The sequence below is a fragment of the Sphaerisporangium sp. NPDC088356 genome, from assembly GCF_040685555.1.
In the GTDB taxonomy this organism is placed as follows: Bacteria; Actinomycetota; Actinomycetes; order Streptosporangiales; family Streptosporangiaceae; genus Sphaerisporangium.
In genome coordinates this window covers 1-16,788 of record NZ_JBFBIK010000090.1, presented here as the reverse complement: position 1 = coordinate 16,788, position 16,788 = coordinate 1, and the positions used below count along the sequence as shown (strand labels likewise).

Sequence of the window (16,788 nt, the reverse complement as noted above, 5' to 3'; positions counted from 1 at the left end):
CAAGATCCATAGCGGGGCGTGCCGGTCGCCACCGGAAGTGGGAATCGTCAGCCCGGCGCTCACGGCCGGCGGTCGACCGGCATCGCCTGGGACCCTCGATCCCTCGCGAACGGCGGTGTCCTGGGTTTGACGGTGGTGGGCGGCACAGCGCCGCTCATGGCCAGTTCCTCGTACGGCCGGCCGCTGGACCCCCACGTCCGGGCGGTGATGTCCGTACGCGCCACCGGTCCGGCGCCGCTGAGGCTGTCCACGGTCAGCACGAACCGGCGGGGAGCCCCGGCGTGCACGTCGTCCACGTACGTGCTGGCGCCGCCGACGAGCTTGCCTTCCTTGTCCCGCAGCAGCGCGGTGACCACCAGGCTGGTCGCGGCCTTCTCGTAGGGGTTCCCGACCGCGCCGGTCACGAGGTAGGAGCCGTTGCCGAGCTTCTCGGTGTTGGGCGAGGAGATCGGGAACGGCACGAACGCCGACGGGATCCGCGCCGCCTCGCGCCACTGGGCGGGCTTGTAGGCCACCTTCACGTCGACCGGCTTGGCCGAGGCCATGGCCTGCCCGGTGAACTTGAGAGTCCCGGCCGGGGGCACCGCGTCCAGAGGCTGCTCCATGCGGACGACCTCCCTGCCGACCGCGTCCCGCCCGACCACGGTGGCGGCGACGTTCTCGCCGAAGTGCCACCGGTTCGGGTTGCTGATGACGCCCGCCCAGGTCACCACATAGCCACCGGTGCCCTGGGTCACCGCCGACGTCTGTTCCTTGATGACGAGCGGTTTGAGTCGCTGCTTCGGCTGCGTCTCGTCGCCGCCGCACCCGGCCAGGAGCGTCGCCGCCGCTCCTAGCCCGAGTGCGAGTACGAGTGCTGTCGTGTTTCGACTACGCTGGGTCACAAGGCCGTCATAGCCCGGTTCGTCATGCGCGACTCCTCCGACACGCGCAAGCCGTACCAGGTCTTTAACGCCTCCACACCTCCCGCCGGTGTGTCCGCGGTCAGCGCTCGCGAACCACCCTGGCCTCGTCCCAGACCGGCTCAGGCGCCTCGTACACCCTGCCGTCGGCGCCGAAGACGAGATAGCGGTCGAAGTCGGCGGCGAACCACCGGTCGTGGGTGACCGCGAGCACCGTGCCCGCGAACTGGTCGAGCCCCTCCTGCAGCGCCTCGGCGCTGGCGAGGTCGAGGTTGTCGGTCGGCTCGTCAAGCAGCAGCAGCGTCGCCCCCGACAGCTCCAGCAGCAGGATCTGCAACCTGGCCTGCTGGCCGCCCGACAGTGTCTCGAAACGCTGCTCGGCGATGCTCCCAGCCAGCTCATAGCGGGCCAGGGCCTTCATCGCCTCGTTCTTCAGCCTGGCGTGCTCGGACATGACGATCTCGCAGGGTGTCCTCCCCTGGAGCTCCGGCCGGGCGTGCGTCTGGGCGAAGTGCCCGGGAACGACCCGCGCCCCCAGCCGCGCCACCCCGGTGTGCCGGATCTCCTCGCCCGCGACGAGGCGGAGGAAGTGGGACTTCCCCGAGCCGTTGGAGCCCAGCACCGCCACCCGCTCGCCGTACCAGACCTCCAGGTCGAACGGCCGCATGAGACCGGTCAGCTCAAGGCTCTCGCAGATCACCGCGCGCTTGCCCGTGCGGCCACCACGCAGCCGCATGCTGATGAGCTGATCCTTGGGCGCCACCTCGGGCGGCCCGGCCTCCTCGAACCGCCGCAGGCGGGTCTGGGCCGCGTGGTAGGCCGGGGCCATGCCGTCGTTGTACATGGCCTTCTGCTTGAGCATGGTGACCAGGCGCTTGATCTTGGCGTGCTCCTCGTCCCAGCGGCGGCGCAGCTCGTCCAGGCGCTCGTTGCGCTCCCTGCGCGCCGCGGCGTAGGTGGTGAAGCCGCCGCCGTGGATCCACACGCTGCCGGACTCGACGGTGACGATGCGGTCGGCGGCGTTCGCCAGCAACTGCCGGTCGTGGGAGACCAGCAGGACCGTCTTGGGAGTCTCCCTGAGAGCCTGTTCGAGCCAGAGCTTGCCCGGCACGTCGAGGTAGTTGTCCGGCTCGTCGAGGAGCAGCGTCTGGTCGGGCCCGCGGAACAGCGCCTCCAGCACCAGCCGCTTCTGCTCACCGCCCGAGAGCGTGTTGACCTCGCGGTACTTCACGTTGTCGTACGGGGCGCCGAGCGCGGCCATCGTGCAGGTGTCCCAGAGCACCTCGATGTCGTAGCCGCCGGCGTCGGTGTAGTCGGTGATCGCCTGGGCGTAGCGCATCTGGGTCTTCTCGTCCTCGCGCTCCATCATGGCGAGCTCGGACTCGTTGAGCTTGCGCGCGGCCTCGCGCACCCGCTCGGGGGCGACCGACAGCAGCAGGTCCTGGACCGTGCGGCCGTCGCGGATGCTGCCGATGAACTGGCGCATGATGCCGAGGCCCCCGGAGCTGGCGACGCTCCCCTCGACCGGCCGCACATCGCCGGCGATCAGACGCATCAGCGTGGTCTTGCCCGCTCCGTTCGGCCCGACCAGCGCCGCCTTGACGCCTTCTCCGATGCGGAAGGAGACCTCGTTCAGCAACGGGCGCCCATCCGGCAGTACGTACGTCAGACGGCCGACCTCGACATGCGCCACGACGATCCCTCCCCAGCCTTCTCGCGGAGAGTACCTAGCGCGGGCGCCTCCACGCACCTCGATATCAGGCCGGGCGGTAATTCATTCCACCGACCCAAGGTGGTGTCGCAGGGTGCGGCCATGACATGGCGACATTGGCGCTCACCTGAGCAGAGCCTCGCGCGCAGGCTCTACACCTACGCGTTTCTCGACGATCTCATCCTGCTGTGCGAGGGCCCCTGATCCGTCGCCCAGGGGCCCTCGCGTGAGCGTCTACGGGATGATCTCCATCTGGCCCATCATCCCGATCGATGAGTGCTCCAAGAAGTGGCAGTGGTACATGTACTTCCCGAGGAAGTCGCGGAACGTGGCCTGTATCTTCACCGACCCGCCCGGCGGGACGAGCACGGTGTCCTTGAGGCCCGCGTCCTGCGGCAGCGGCGCGCCGCCGTTGCGCTCCAGCACCCTGAACTGCTCAAGGTGCAGGTGGAAGGTGTGGTCGAGGGGGAAGGTCTCGGCGTTGATGATGTTCCAGATCTCGGTGCTTCCCCGCTTGATCTGGAAGTCGACCCGGTTCGGGTCGAACGCCTTGCCGTTGATCATGCCGACGGGGTCGGTGCCCGACAGGTCGAAGCTCATTGCCACGTCCCGGACGACCGTCGCGGCCGGGAGGGCGGGCAGCGCGCGGAGCTGAGCGGGGACGCGGCTGCTGTCCGCGGCCTGCCGCACCACGTCGAACCTCAGCACGGGGTCACTGCCGTTGGAGAGCACCAGCTTGGTGCCGATCGCGTAGCGGGAGAAGTCGATGACGACCTCCACTCGCTCGGCCGAGGCGAGCGCCAGCTCGGTCACCTGCACCGGCGCGGGCAGCAGTCCACCGTCTGAGGCGATCTTCGTCATCGTCGCGCCGCCGAGGTTCAGCTGGAAGACGTGCTCGTTGGAGGCGTTGAGCAGCCGGATCCGGTACTTGCGCGCCGCGACCGGGAAGAAGGGCTGCACCTTCCCGTTGGCGAGGATCGTAGTGCGGTTGGCCGGGTCGGAGAAGACCAGCGCGCCGTTGGCGTCGAACTCCGCGTCGCGGAGCAGGATCGGCACGTCGTACGCCCCGGAGGGCAAGCGGAGGCTTTGCTCGCTGTCGTCCTCGATCACGTACATGCCATGCAGGCCCCGGTAGACGTGCTCGGCCTCCATGTGGTGGCTGTGGTCGTGGTACCACAGCGTCGCGCCCTGCTGCGTGTTCGGGTAGTCGTACACCCGCGCCTGGCCGGGCTGGATGACGTCCATCGGATGGCCGTCGCTGGTCGCCGGCACGTGGCCGCCGTGCAGGTGCACGTTCGCCGGCATGTCCAGCCGGTTCTGGTAGATGACCTTCACCCGGCGCCCGGTCTTGGCCCGGATGGTGGGGCCGACGAACTGGCCGCCGTAGGTGAGCACGGGCGTCTGGACGCCGGGCAGGATCTGGGCGTTGGCCGCCCGGATGGGGATCGTGTAGATGTCCACGCCGCCCGACTGCGCCGGCTGGAGCACCGTCGACACGGGCATCTGGGTGGTGAACGGTGCGATGGCCGGCCGCACGGTGCGGGCGGTCCGGTTGCCCAGGAGGTAGTCCTTGCGAAGGGGCTCGTCGCCCTTCGCGCCGGCCGGGGCCGACTTCGTGAACGGCAGCAGCATCGCCCCGCCGGTGGCGGCACCGAGCGCCAGTAATCGTCGTCGGTTCAGCATCAGTACCCCAATCAATGCACAGCCGGGGAGAGGTCCCCCGCGACCCGCGACACGCCCCCGGGCGAGATATTCGCCAACAAGAAACCTCGCACCTCCGTCTCATGCGTGTCTTCTTCTAGATTGCTCACCTTTTATTGGAAAGGACGTGATCTGTTGGCGCAGGAAACTGTCAACCCCTGACCCGGACGAAGACCCGTCAACCCCTACCCCGACACCGTTCGTTATTGACGTCGTCCGCATCAAAAGGCGCGGTGTTGACACCGGTCGAACAGGGCTGGGACCTGTATTGTGAGAAACAGCGAAGAAAGAAATATTCTCTTCCGCTGGAAGTAAGTGACGCGGTGCGGGCCGTGCCGGCTCAGTTGAGCCGGTGAATCTCATGTCCGCCGCATTCATCTGCTCCCCCGGCCTGATTTCTTCGCAGTGCCGTACCTTGTTCAATCAGGAACATTGAGGATGCGTGACACGGAGTTGTACGGCCCACGCACGTTCCGCAACACTCAGAAGATGCTCGCGCACAGCCGGTCCAACTGACAGGCGGCCGAGGACAGGGGCCTGATAGACCTCTTCGTGAGAAACGGCCCGGGCGGCGTGCTGACCGATTCGGCGGGCGGGCGCGAGTTCATCAACATGAGCTCTTATTCCTACCTCGGCTGAACCGCCATCCCGCGGTCACCCAGGGCGCCATCGACGCTCCGGAGCAGGAGCGCATCATCGGGCTCGGCATCACGCCGACGCGGATGCAGCCCTCCATCATGAACGAGGTCCAGGAGCAGTTCTCCGACCTCTTCGACGCGCAGTGCCTGGTGGCGCTGTCCAGCTCTGGATCAGGCCCGGCCATCGGTCACGAGCATGTCGCGGCGGGCGTCCGTGACCGACGGTCAGGGCCGGCTCGCTAGGGCTTCAGGACGATCTTGTTGCAGCCGTCCTCCTTGTGCTTGAACATCTCGTATCCGCGCGGAGCGTCCTCCAGCCGCAGCTCATGGGTGATGACGAAGCTGGGGTCGATGTCGCCGTTGCGGATCCTCCCGAGCAGAGGTTCCATGTACCGCTGGACGTGGCACTGACCGGTCTTCATCGTCAGCGCCCTGTTCATGAACGAGCCCATCGGGAACTTGTCCACCAGACCGGCGTAGACGCCGATCACCGAGACGATGCCGCCGTTGCGGCAGGCCAGGATGGCCTCACGCAGCGCGTACGGGCGGTCGGTCTCCATCCGGGTCGCCTGCTTGGCCCGGTCGTAGGCCTGCACGGCGGGAATCGGGTAGTGGGCCTCCATGCCCACCGCGTCGATGCACGCGTCCGGGCCGCGGCCGGCGGTCATGTCGCGCAGCGCGTCCGGGATGTCGACCTCCTCGTAGTCGAGCGTCTCCGCACCCGCGCGCGCCGCGATCTGGAGCCGGTAAGGGAAGCGGTCGATGCAGATGACCCGCTCGGCGCCCATCAGGAAGGCGCTGGCGATGGCGAACTGGCCGACCGGCCCGCCGCCCCAGACCGCGATGACGTCGCCGGGCTTGATGTCGCACATCTCCGCGCCCATCCAGCCGGTCGGGAAGATGTCGGACAGGAACAGCACCTGCTCGTCCGGCAGGTCGTCCTGGACCTTGATCGGTCCCACGTCGGCGAACGGCACGCGCGCGTACTGGGCCTGGCCTCCGGGGAAGCCGCCCAGCATGTGCGAGTAACCGAAGATGCCCGCCGGAGCGTGGCCCATGATCTTCTCGGCCAGGGCCGCGTTGGGATTGCTGTTCTCGCAGACCGAGTACATGCCGTGCGCGCAGGCGAGGCAGTTGCCGCAGGCGATCGGGAACGGGACCACCACCCGGTCGCCGACCCGCAGGTTCGACACCTCCCGGCCCACTTCCACGACCTCCCCCATGAACTCGTGGCCTAGTATGTCGCCCTTCTCCATGGTCGGGATGAAGCCGTCGTACAGATGCAGGTCGGAGCCGCAGATCGCGGCCGAGGTGATGCGGATGATGGCGTCGCGGGCGTTCAGAATCTTGGGGTCGGGGACTTCCCGGACCTCGACGGTGTTCCGGCCCATCCAGCAGTTGGCCTTCATGGGATCCTCCTCACGTCACGGGTGTGCGGGGCGTTCTCACCGCACGGGCTGGGCGGGACGCTGCATGACCTGCCGCAGCGCTCGGATGCCCTCCGGGCTTCCCTCGGAGCGGACCACTTCGCCGGTCTCCATGACCTGCTTGAAGCGGCGCAGGTCGTCGCGGACCTGCTGCTCGGGGTGCTCGCCCAGCAGCCTGGCGAAGGCGAGCCCGACCTTGCCGCCGGGCGGGTCGTACTCGATCTCCACTCGCACCTCCGTGCCGCGCCCGCCGGGGGCGTCCGTGAAGCTCACGGAGCCCCTGTTGCGGACGGCGGCGCTCTCCGTCGACCTCCAGGCGATCAGCTCGCCCGGACGGTCCTCGACGATCTCCGCGTCCCACTCGATGCACCTTCCCGCGGGCGCGCTCGCCCTCCAGTGCGAGTAGCCGCCCCCGATGGTCTCGACCGACTCCAGGTGCGCCATGAAGCGCGGAAGGTTCTCGAAGTCGTGCCAGAAGTCGTACACCTCCTGGCGCGGACGGTAGACCGTGATGGCCGCGTGCAGGCTCATCACGCTCGGCGCCTGGATGCCGCGCCTGCGCCGGTTGGCTCGCATGGCGGTGTACAGGTCGACGGCGGTGAGGCCCGCGACCGCCGCCGTGACGGCTGTGACGCGACGGCGCCTCCATCCCTCGCGATTGGCGATGGCCCAGCCGAGGGTTGTCAGGTCCATGGCGTCGCCCGCGACCCGGGTCCACACCCAGGGAGCGGGCCTCCGGCTGCCCAGCAGGACCATCGCGTGGAACAGCTCGCGTACGCCGACGAACCGCACCAGGCCGCGTGCCAGGGGCGAGTCGTCCACCCCGCTGAGACGGGTGATGGGACCGGGCGCCGCGAGCTGGACCATCCCAAGGCCGATGCTGGCCCAGCCGAGTGCGCTGGCGATCCGGTCGGTCTTGCGCTCGTACTCTTCGCTCATGTGAACCTCACATGTGCTTTCGATCTCGGTCCACCGGCGGCTCGACCGGTGATCGCGACCGATCTGTTGCCTGCGGCGCGGACGCCGCCCGACGGATGATCCCTCTCCACCGGTGGTGAACTGTCGTGTTCCAGTGGCCGTACCCCCTCCGGCTTGCGATGACACTAATACTCCCAATCACCCCCAAAAGCTCCCTTTCCTACATAGGTCATGACATATCGCTTTAGCGCGCTCAGAGGGGTACGCGGACCCGCGTAGGGCGGAGCCGCTGGTGAGCGGATGTCCTGACCGGGACGCGCGGCCAGCCGGCTCCGTCCGAGATCACGGACTTGACCGGCCTACGACGTCAGGGCCGCGCGGGCTCGGGCCGCGCGAACCGCGGCCGAGAGCGTCGCGATGTCGTACGCGCCGTGGTGGCGCCGCCCGTTGACGAAGAACGTCGGCGTGCCGGACACGCCGCTCAGGTCGGCGGAGTCCATGTCCTCCTCGATCCGCGGTACGCCGACGTGGCTCGCCAGATCGCGCCGGAAGCGCTCGACGTCCAGCCCGAGCTCCCTGGCGTAGCCGAGCAGATCAGGAATCAGGATCTTCCCCTGGTGGTCGAGCAGTAGGTCGTGCATCTCCCAGAACGCCCCTTGCTCGGCGGCGGCCTCGCTGGCCTCGGCCGCGAGCTGGGCGTAGGGATGTACGTCGTGCAGCGGGAGGTGCCGCCAGACGTAGCGGACGTCGCCGGAGTCGGCGAGGAGCTGCCGTACGACCGGCTCCGCCTGGCCGCAGTAGGGGCATTCGAAGTCGCCGTACTCCACCACGGTCACCGGCGCCTCCCTCGGCCCCCGCAGATGGTCCCGGTCGGGGTCGACGGGCGCGGCCAGGTCGATGATGCTCTCGGCGGTGCCGAACACCGCCCGTGCCCGGAGGTGCGGCGGAAGCATGGCGGTCACGCGCGCGACCCCCCAGGTCAGGGCCGCGGCGCACAGCGCCGCCGCGAGGATGCCGAACTTCGCCTCCTCCAGCCGCTCTCCGCTGAAGGCGAGGGTGGCGATCAGCAGCGACACGGTGAAGCCGATGCCGGCGATCGTGCCACCGCCCGTGACCGCGGCCCAGCCCACCGGAGGGCGTACCCGTCCTCGGCTCAGCCACGAGACCAGCCAGGTCGATCCGACGATGCCGATCGGCTTGCCCACGACGTAGGCGAACAGGATGCCCAGCGTGATCGGGGAGGTGAACGCCCGGGTGAGGAAGTCACCATTGATCGCGATCCCCGCGTTGGCCAGCGCGAACAGCGGCACGATCACGTAGCTGGCCCACGGGTGGTAGAGCTGCTGGAGCCGGTGGTTCGGCGAGATGGCGTTGGAGAGCCCCATGCCTGCCAGACGGGCGAGCTCGGGTGTCGGCTGCTCGCGGAAGAGCCTGAACAGGTCACTCGCGCGCTCCAGGTCGCTACGCGTCGCCGGTGACGCGTAGGTCAGCAGGCCCATGGCGAGGCCGATGACGACCGGTTCGACCCCGGACTTGAACAGCGCCACCCAGACCGCCACCGCGAAGACCGCGTAGACGAGGCCGTGCCGTACGCCACGGGCCTTGACCGCCAGCATCGCCGCGAAGATCGCAACCGCGGCCAGGAGCGCGAGCGGGACGATGTGCTCGCTGTAGAAGACGGCGATGACGCAGAGGGCCACGAGGTCGTCGACGACGGTCACGGTCAGGAGGTAGGTGTGCGCGCGAGCCGGAAGGCGGGCTGCGACCAGGGCGAGCATCCCCATCGCGAACGCCGTGTCGGTCGACATCGCGGCGCCCCAGCCGTGCTCGGAGGGCAGACCTCTGTTGATCAGCAGGTAGATCACGATAGGGATGATCATGCCGCCGAGGCCGGCCGCGACCGGCAGGATGAGCCGACGCCGGTCGCGCAGCTCCCCCATGTCGAACTCGCGCCGGGCCTCCAGCCCGACGACGAAGAAGAAGATCGTCATCAGCCCGGTGTTGATCCAGTGCCGCAGGTTCTGGGATACGCCGGAGCCTCCGACATCGATCGCCAGCCGCGTCCGCCAGAGGGCCTCGTACGACGGCAGATCGATGTTGGCCCACGCGAGCGCGGCCAGCGTGGCGGCCAGGAGGATCGCGGCGCTGCCGGTCTCGGTGCGCAGGAACTCCCTCAGCGGCGTCTCGACGCGCCGCCCCCACACGGTGCTCTCGAAGAACGGCGTGGGCGCCTGCCTTGGTCCGGTCACCTCTCATGAGACATCATCCGGCGCCAGGGCATTCCCGACCTGGGCATTCTTGAGCCTAGCCGCCTGGTCACGCGGTGACGGAACGGATCGCGGCGTCGGCCTCCGCGTCGTACCGCGGAGCCGGACCGACGCCCATGGAGGCTCGATCTCCAGGGTGACCCAGCCGCTCGACACTGTGTGGAAGCCGCGCGCCGACATCAACTCCTGGCCGGGCCGGCGGACCGACATCACCTCCGCGCGGCTCGACGGAGCGCTTGAGCCGGGCGCGTCGTCCACGCGGAGCGGCCTCCGGCCGACCGTGACCTCCACGGTCCTCGACGGATCGCTGAACTCCTGGCTCGCGCGGCTGACGGCGACCGCCGAGTCCAAAGCGTGAGCCGATCGCGGAAGGCCCGCGTCACAATGGGTCCAAGTGTGGTGTGATGAAAGTTTCACTTGCCATGGGACGCGGCGACATGTCCTGCCTGCGACTATTAAGTTGAGAGTGTCACCTTAGGCATTAGGCCCTTCTGGGACCGGCTGCGGCTACCTACGATCCGGGCAATTGGTGGGAGCGCTCCCACCGTACCGGACGGGAGTATTACATGGCTCGCAGAAGGCCCTTGATGGCGGCCATCCTCGCCTTGGCCGCCACGGCCGCGACGGGGGCGGCCGTCTTCACCTCGTCCGCCGCCCAGGCCGCCGACTCCGCTTTCTACGTGGATCCGCAGACCAACGCGGCCAAATGGGTGGCGGCCAACCCCGGCGACAGCCGTACCACGGTGATCAGGGACAGGATCGCCGCCGTCCCCCAGGGCCGGTGGTTCGCCAGCTACAACCCCACGACCGTGCGCGCCCAGGTCGACGCGTACGTCGGCGCGGCCGCGGCGGCGGGCAAGATCCCGATCATGGTCGTGTACGACATGCCGAACCGCGACTGCGGCGGAGCGAGCGCGGGTGGCGCGCCCGACCACACCGCGTACCGCGCCTGGATCGACCAGATCGCGGCCGGCCTCGGCGGGCGCCCGGCGACGATCGTCCTGGAGCCGGACGCCCTCGCGATCATGACGAACTGCATGGACTCCACCCAGCAGAACAACGTGAAGGCCTCCATGGCCTACGCCGGCAAGAAGTTCAAGGGGACTTCCTCCCAGGTCAAGGTCTATTTCGACATCGGCCACGACGCCTGGCTCTCCCCCTCGGAGGCCGCGTCCCGGCTCAACGGCGCGGACGTCGCCAACAGCGCCGACGGCATCGCCCTGAACACCTCGAACTACCGCGCCACCCCGGGCCTGGTGTCGTACGCGAAGAGCATCATCTCCGCGACCGGCGTCTCCAGGCTGCACGCGGTCATCGACACCAGCCGCAACGGCAACGGCCCGTCCGGCAGCGAGTGGTGCGACCCCGCCGGCCGCGCCACGGGCACCTGGAGCACCACCAACACCGGTGACGCGTCGATCGACGCGTTCCTCTGGGTGAAGCCCCCGGGTGAGTCCGACGGCTGTATCGGCCCCGCCGGACAGTTCGTGCCGCAGCGGGCCTATGACCTGGCCGTCGCCGCGCCGCCGCCCACCGGCAACCCGACCCCCACCCCGACCCCCACGCCCACACCTACTCCGACCCGGACCCCGACGCCGACGCCCACCCCGACGTTCACCGGCAACATCGGCTGCACGGCGACCTACAAGGTCACCAGCCAGTGGCAGGGCGGCTTCCAGGGCGAGGTCACGGTGAAGAACGCAGGCACGGCCTCGTTCAGCGGCTGGAAGGTCCAGTGGACCTTCTCCAGCGGGCAGTCGATCTCCCAACTGTGGAACGGCAACCTGACGACCAGCGGCAGCGGCGTCACGGTCACGAACCTGAACTGGAACGGCAGCGTCCCGGTCAACGGAACCACCACATTCGGCTTCCTCGCCAACGGAACCGGTAACGCCACCCCGTCTCCCCTCATCTGCACCGCTTCCTAGAACAAGACCCGTCCCCGAGCCTCCACGCCCGCACGGAGGCTCGGGGACGGCCTCTGCCCGGACACGCCCAGGTGTACTGATCGGGCCCCACCCGTCGGCCATGGTGCGGTGGAAGCGCTCGACCTTGCCGTTGGTTCGCGGGCGGTACGGGCGCGTCCCAGCGTTGAGGTGAGACCTTCCTTTTCACCGGTGATTCGCGATGAGGCGCCAGGAGCATAGGGGCAGGCGTGGCTCCGACCTCACGAGTGCGCCTGCTTCGGCAAGGTGAGGATTTCGGCTCCGTCGCTGGTGATAGCGATCGTGTGCTCACTGTGCGCTGTCCGGCAGCCTGTCGCACTTCGGAGCGTCCACCCGTCGGCATCAGTAAGAAGTTCAGCGGTGTCCGCCATAACCCACGGCTCCAGCGCCAGCAGAAGCCCGGGGCGCAGCTTGTATCCACGGCCGGGCCGCCCGATGTTCGAAACGTGCGGATCCTGGTGCATCGTCGATCCGATGCCATGACCGCCGAACTCGGTGCTGATCGGATACCCCGCCTCGCTGAGGACCGAGCCGATGGCATGGGAGATATCACCGGTGCGAGCTCCGGGGCGGGCGGCGGCTATCCCTGCGTACAGCGCGCGTTCGGTCGCGTTGATCATCGCGACGCTCTCCGGGGGCTTTGAGTCGCCCACGATGAAGCTGATGGCGGAGTCCGCGGCGACTCCGTCTTTGGAGACGGCGAGGTCGAGTGTCAGCAGGTCGCCGTCGGCAAGCGTGTAGTCGTGCGGCATTCCGTGGAGCACGGCGTCGTTGACGGCCGTGCAGATGTAGTGGCCGAACGGCCCGCGTCCGAAGGATGGCGCGTAGTCGACGTAACAGGACAGCGCTCCGGCCTCGACGATCATGGTCGCGGCCCACCGGTCGATGTCCAGGAGGTTCGTGCCGACCGTGCTACGGCTCTTCAGGGTCTGCAAGATGCCGGCGACCAGGGCGCCTGTGTCCTTCGCTCGGGCCAGTTCGGTGGGGGTCAGGATCTCGATCATGCGGCGCCCTTCTCACGCTACCAATAACTATCCCGGCCATATTATCCCGGTACTAGAATCGGAGCCATGGTCAGATTGCCGCTCACACCCGCAGACGTCGAGCGAGGACAGCGCCTCGGTGCCCTGTTGCGTCGCGCCAGGGGAGAGCGCTCGATGCTCGCTACCGCGCTGGAGGCACGTCTCTCACCGGAGACCCTCCGGAAGATCGAGTCGGGCCGCGTAGCGACCCCTGCCTTCCCGACCATCGCTGCGATCGCCGATGTCCTCGGCCTCTCCCTCGATGCGGTGTGGGCCGAGATCAACCAGCCCGAATGTGGTGTTGAACCGACCAGCTCTGGTCACAACACACGTGAGTGGTTGGCCTCGTAAGTCTCAATCCCGCGGTTGCGCTGGAGGCGTAGGCGCGGCTCTCAACCAATGGCCCCGGTTAGTACACCTGAAGGCTGCTGTACTCGTGGGTGTGCGGCTCGTCGTCATGCCGGTCGCCGGCGCCGAAACCCGGTTGCCGTGGTCAGGGCAGTTGGCGATGATGCGTGCACATGGGCACAACGAAGATGCATGCCGACGAGATCGAAACCATGCCGGACTCGTACGTCGCTTGCTCGCGGGGCAGTTCCCCCACTGGGCCGATCTGCCGGTCGAGCCGGTCGCGTGGGCGACCCCGCGTGTGACCTGCAGCCCGCGTGGAACGTCTTCGCGGGTGACAGCCGCGAGCGGTTCCGAGCCGAGCTCGCGGTCGACGACGCGTCATGGCCGTGCGGCCGCGGCTGGGCGCTCGCTCAGGCGGTGAGCGGCCTGGCGTACTACTGGGACACCAATCCCGGAATGATCCGCCAGACCTCTCACGCACTGACGCAGGTCGTCGCCGACCGCTCCCCCTGACCGGCACAGCGTATGGCGTCCTCGGCCCCCGCCGGTGGTGGGGCGCGGGTCACAGCGTGATGACGACCTTGCCGGGGGTGTGGCCCTTTTCCTGGTGTTCGATGGCGGCTGGGATGTCCTCGAACGGGTAGCTCCGGGCGACGACCGGGGTGATCTTGCCGTCCTCGATGAGCTCGGTCAGCGCCATCAGGTTCCGCTTGTTCTCTGTGCATCGGATCACGTCCGCCCTGCCCGTTCTCTGGGACACGAACGGTGACACCGCGAGCGCCGAGATCATGTGACCGACGGGCTTCAGCCATCGCCCGCCGGGGCCGCCGACGATGACGTAGGTCCCTTTGCGCGCCAATACCCGCCGGCATGCCGACGGCGGGCGGCTTCCCGCGTTGTCCAGCAGGAGGTCGTAACGCCGTCCATTCTGGGTGAAGTCCTCTTTGGTGTAGTCGATGACCTCATGCGCGCCGATAGATCGGACCAGGTCCACGTTGCCCGCGCCGCAGACGCCGGTGACCTCGGCGCCCATCGCCCTGGCGATCTGCACGGCGAAGGTGCCCACGCCTCCCGAAGCCCCGTTGATGAGAACCTTCTGCCCCGGCTGGAGCCGCCCCTCGTCGCGCAGCCCCACCAGGGCGGTCATGGCCGCCATCGGCACCGCCGCCGCCTGCTCGAATGACAGTTTCTCGGGTTTCGGCGCCAGTTCGCCTTCCTGGACGCATGCGTACTCGGCGAAGCCGCCCTGCTTGGGCATCGCGAACACCTCGTCGCCGGGGCGGAACTCCGTCACGTCCTTGCCGACCGCCTCCACCTCCCCCGCCACGTCGGCGCCCAAGATGGTGATCTTGGGCCTGCGCAGCCCCGGGCCGCCCGGCATCAGGCGAGCGATGTACGGCTCCCCTCTCATCATGTGCCAGTCATAGGGCTGGACCGAGGTGGCGCGCACCCGGACCAGCACCTCGCCGTCACCGGGCACCGGCTTGTCGATATCGGTGAAATCAAGTGCGTCGGGTGAGCCGTACGAGCGCAGGACGAACGCCTTCATAAAATTCTCCTCATTCACCGTCGGCGTCGAATAACCAATGTAGAAGTCCCGCACGAAAGGGTTATCGGCCGAAAGTACGCCTGATTGCCGGACGATCGGCCGGCTCAGACAAGCCGTTCATGATGTCGCCCGGTGACACTCGGCTCAGTGCTTGACGCGGTTGCTTTCATAGGCCCACATGGCGATCTCGACACGGTTGCGGGCGCCGAGCTTGGCCATCAGGCTGGCGATGTGGGATTTGACGGTGCTGAGAGAGATGTGAAGCTCGCCGGCGATCTCGCTGTTGGTCCGCCCGCGTGCCACGGTGAGGAGGATCTGCTCTTCCCGATACGTGAGCGCCTCGATCGGTTGCACCGGTGTTGAGCCGGGCCCCGCGTCGGCGAAAGCCTCAAGCAGTCGTGCGGTGACGCTGGGGGCGATGAGCGCGTCGCCGCCGGCGGCGGCGTGGACGGCCTGGGAGAGCAGGACCGCGCCGGCGTTCTTGAGCAGGAAGCCCCGGGCGCCGGCTCTGAGGGCGGCGTAGACGTATTCGTCGAGGTCGAAGGTGGTGATGACGACGACGGCGAGGGGGTCCTCGACGGCGGGTCCCGCGAGGCGGCGGGTGGCTTCGATGCCGTCGAGCACGGGCATGCGGATGTCGAACAGGCAAACGTCGGGGCGCAGGCGCCGCGCGAGCTCGACGGCTCGCTGCCCGTCGGCGGCCTCACCGACGACCTCGATGTCCGGTTGGGCGTTGAGGATCATCGTGAGCCCGGTGCGCACGATCTCCTGGTCGTCGGCGACGACCACCCGGATGCTCACGTCGCCGACCCGGTCCGGGGCAGTACGGCGGTCACTGTCCAGCCCCGATCGGGGTTCGGGCCGGCTTCGCAGGTGCCGCCGAGCAGGTCGGCACGTTCGATCATGCCGATGAGCCCGTACCCCGGCGACCCGTACGGGCGTGTGGCGCTGGTGTCGCCGTCGTCGCTCACGCGCAGGTGCACCGACGTGTCGTCGGCGGCGACGCGGATCTCGATGCGGGTGGCGTGGCGCGCATGTCGCCGGGCGTTGGTGACCGACTCTTGGGCGAGGCGGTAGATCGCGGCCTCGACCGATGGGGGGAGGCCGTCGAGGTCGCCGGAGATCTCCACGTCGACGGACGGGCCGGAGCGGCCTCGGCTCGCCAGCTGCCGGAGATCGGTGACGCGCCGACCGGGCTCCAGGTCCGCGGGCTGGTTCTGGCGCAGGACGCGGACCATGCTGCCCATCTCGGCGAGCGCGCGCGACGCCTCGGCCTCGATCACGCGGAGCGCGTCGGCCGCGGCGTCCGGTTGCGACGCCGATGTGGCGAGGCCCGCCTGTGCGCGGATCGCCATCGCCGAGACGTGATGGGCGACGGTGTCGTGCAGGTCGCGCGCCAGCTGTACACGTTCGAGCAGCTTGACCCTATCCAGCTCGCGCGCCCTCGCCCTGGCCCAATACCGGAATGCCACGCCCAGAGCGATGGACGCGGACACAACGGCCCATCCACCGATCACATCGGGGAGGCCGGGGTAGTCGGAGATCATCGAGTGGCCGACCTTGGCGAGGATGATCGTCAACCCGATCACGACCTCGCGTCCTGACCCCCACCGGCACAACGCGTACGACAGCAGGAGAAGAAACACCAACGTGTTCGTCTCCAGGGGGTCGCCGCCCATCAACAGCGGGGAAAAGGCGCAGGTGCCGAAGGCGATCGCGACCATCAGCAGCGGTCTGGTCCGGCGCCACAACAGCGTGAACACCAGCCCGGCGGTGATGATCACGGAGACGGCCCGCCAGGGAAGATCCGGCCGCAGGACCCCTTCGAGCACCGCGACCGGCACGAGCACCCCCACGAGCGCCCAGTCCCGCCACACCCGCGGCGGCGGGTTGGGGGCACGGGGCTCGTCCCACACAGAGCGAAGTAGGGGGAGCACCTAGATATCGTACAAAGCCCACGCCACTCTGGATCAGCCCAAAGGACGACAAGCACCTACCTCTCAGTAGGCTTCCGCCCAAGCGGGTCTACTGACGTGCCGGCATCTGGCGGCGCCGGGCCGGATGGGAAAGAATCCCAAGATCACATTTTGGAGGTCATTCCTACCGGCGGGCACGACCCAGGACATGCCGGGGTCTGGGCCTTACCCACGTTTGTTGCCACCACCTTCTCGACGTGCGTGCCGTACCTGGAAACGGTCCAGCGCGGCTACGGGTTTGACCACGCCGGACGCCGCCCGGCACAGGTACGCCGCGAGGCTCGGGCGACAAACGGCCCCGCGTGGCGGCTGACCGCCGCCCTGCAGGCAGGGGACCACACGGTGGCCGCCTCGTCAGCCCGTCCGCATGGTGGACGGGC

Annotated in this window: 15 protein-coding genes; 5 read left to right on the top strand and 10 right to left on the bottom strand. The window is 68.4% G+C overall.

Going from position 1 to position 16,788, the window contains the following annotated elements:
- Positions 1-59 precede the first annotated feature (59 nt).
- The 3 genes from AB0O34_RS26750 to AB0O34_RS26740 form a co-directional block, all read right to left on the bottom strand.
- The gene (locus tag AB0O34_RS26750; RefSeq protein ID WP_363919849.1) at positions 60-884 is read right to left on the bottom strand and encodes an FxLYD domain-containing protein; all 825 of its coding nucleotides are present in this window, start codon (positions 882-884) and stop codon (positions 60-62) included.
- A 100-nt stretch (positions 885-984) separates the two neighbouring features.
- Positions 985-2,595, bottom strand: a complete 1,611-nt coding sequence (locus AB0O34_RS26745) for an ATP-binding cassette domain-containing protein (protein ID WP_363919847.1) — start codon at positions 2,593-2,595, stop codon at positions 985-987.
- Positions 2,596-2,847: 252 nt separating this feature from the next.
- Positions 2,848-4,296, bottom strand: coding sequence for a multicopper oxidase family protein (locus AB0O34_RS26740; protein WP_363919845.1), 1,449 nt, complete (start codon positions 4,294-4,296; stop codon positions 2,848-2,850).
- A 755-nt stretch (positions 4,297-5,051) separates the two neighbouring features.
- On the opposite strand from AB0O34_RS26740, the gene AB0O34_RS26735 reads away from it, so the two are divergent.
- Positions 5,052-5,195 (top strand): hypothetical protein, encoded by a 144-nt coding sequence (locus AB0O34_RS26735; protein ID WP_363919843.1) that lies wholly within the window; start codon positions 5,052-5,054, stop codon positions 5,193-5,195.
- Here the strand turns inward: AB0O34_RS26735 and AB0O34_RS26730 are convergent.
- The 3 genes from AB0O34_RS26730 to nhaA all read right to left on the bottom strand — a co-directional run bounded on the left by AB0O34_RS26730 (position 5,192) and on the right by nhaA (position 9,546).
- Positions 5,192-6,361 (bottom strand): zinc-dependent alcohol dehydrogenase, encoded by a 1,170-nt coding sequence (locus AB0O34_RS26730; RefSeq protein WP_363919841.1) that lies wholly within the window; start codon positions 6,359-6,361, stop codon positions 5,192-5,194. The genes AB0O34_RS26735 and AB0O34_RS26730 overlap by 4 nt on opposite strands.
- 36 nt (positions 6,362-6,397) lie before the next feature.
- The gene (locus tag AB0O34_RS26725; RefSeq protein WP_363919839.1) at positions 6,398-7,318 is read right to left on the bottom strand and encodes an SRPBCC family protein; all 921 of its coding nucleotides are present in this window, start codon (positions 7,316-7,318) and stop codon (positions 6,398-6,400) included.
- A gap of 338 nt (positions 7,319-7,656) precedes the next feature.
- Positions 7,657-9,546: a Na+/H+ antiporter NhaA gene (gene nhaA / locus AB0O34_RS26720; protein WP_363919837.1), complete on the bottom strand. Its 1,890-nt coding sequence runs from the start codon at positions 9,544-9,546 to the stop codon at positions 7,657-7,659.
- Positions 9,547-9,700: 154 nt separating this feature from the next.
- Here nhaA and AB0O34_RS26715 point away from each other — a divergent pair, with 154 nt between their 5' ends.
- Complete coding sequence (locus AB0O34_RS26715) at positions 9,701-9,922, top strand: hypothetical protein (protein WP_363919835.1); 222 nt, start codon at positions 9,701-9,703, stop codon at positions 9,920-9,922.
- Positions 9,923-10,130: 208 nt separating this feature from the next.
- Complete coding sequence (locus tag AB0O34_RS26710) at positions 10,131-11,492, top strand: glycoside hydrolase family 6 protein (RefSeq protein ID WP_363919833.1); 1,362 nt, start codon at positions 10,131-10,133, stop codon at positions 11,490-11,492.
- 239 nt (positions 11,493-11,731) lie between these two features.
- Here AB0O34_RS26710 and map read toward each other — a convergent pair whose 3' ends face one another.
- Positions 11,732-12,514, bottom strand: a complete 783-nt coding sequence (gene map / locus AB0O34_RS26705) for a type I methionyl aminopeptidase (protein WP_363919831.1) — start codon at positions 12,512-12,514, stop codon at positions 11,732-11,734.
- Between the two features lie 66 nt (positions 12,515-12,580).
- Here map and AB0O34_RS26700 point away from each other — a divergent pair, with 66 nt between their 5' ends.
- Both AB0O34_RS26700 and AB0O34_RS26695 read left to right on the top strand, forming a co-directional pair.
- Positions 12,581-12,883, top strand: a complete 303-nt coding sequence (locus AB0O34_RS26700; RefSeq protein WP_363919830.1) for a helix-turn-helix transcriptional regulator — start codon at positions 12,581-12,583, stop codon at positions 12,881-12,883.
- Between the two features lie 282 nt (positions 12,884-13,165).
- Complete coding sequence (locus tag AB0O34_RS26695; protein WP_363919828.1) at positions 13,166-13,396, top strand: hypothetical protein; 231 nt, start codon at positions 13,166-13,168, stop codon at positions 13,394-13,396.
- Between the two features lie 49 nt (positions 13,397-13,445).
- On the opposite strand, the gene AB0O34_RS26690 is transcribed toward AB0O34_RS26695, so the two are convergent.
- The 3 genes from AB0O34_RS26690 to AB0O34_RS26680 form a co-directional block, all read right to left on the bottom strand.
- Entirely contained in the window at positions 13,446-14,432 is a 987-nt protein-coding gene (locus AB0O34_RS26690; protein ID WP_363919826.1) for an NAD(P)-dependent alcohol dehydrogenase, read from the bottom strand.
- 144 nt (positions 14,433-14,576) lie between these two features.
- The gene (locus AB0O34_RS26685; protein WP_363919824.1) at positions 14,577-15,233 is read right to left on the bottom strand and encodes a response regulator transcription factor; all 657 of its coding nucleotides are present in this window, start codon (positions 15,231-15,233) and stop codon (positions 14,577-14,579) included.
- Complete coding sequence (locus AB0O34_RS26680; protein ID WP_363919822.1) at positions 15,230-16,369, bottom strand: sensor histidine kinase; 1,140 nt, start codon at positions 16,367-16,369, stop codon at positions 15,230-15,232. The genes AB0O34_RS26685 and AB0O34_RS26680 overlap by 4 nt, the downstream gene beginning before the upstream one ends.
- Between the last annotated feature and the right edge of the window lie 419 nt (positions 16,370-16,788).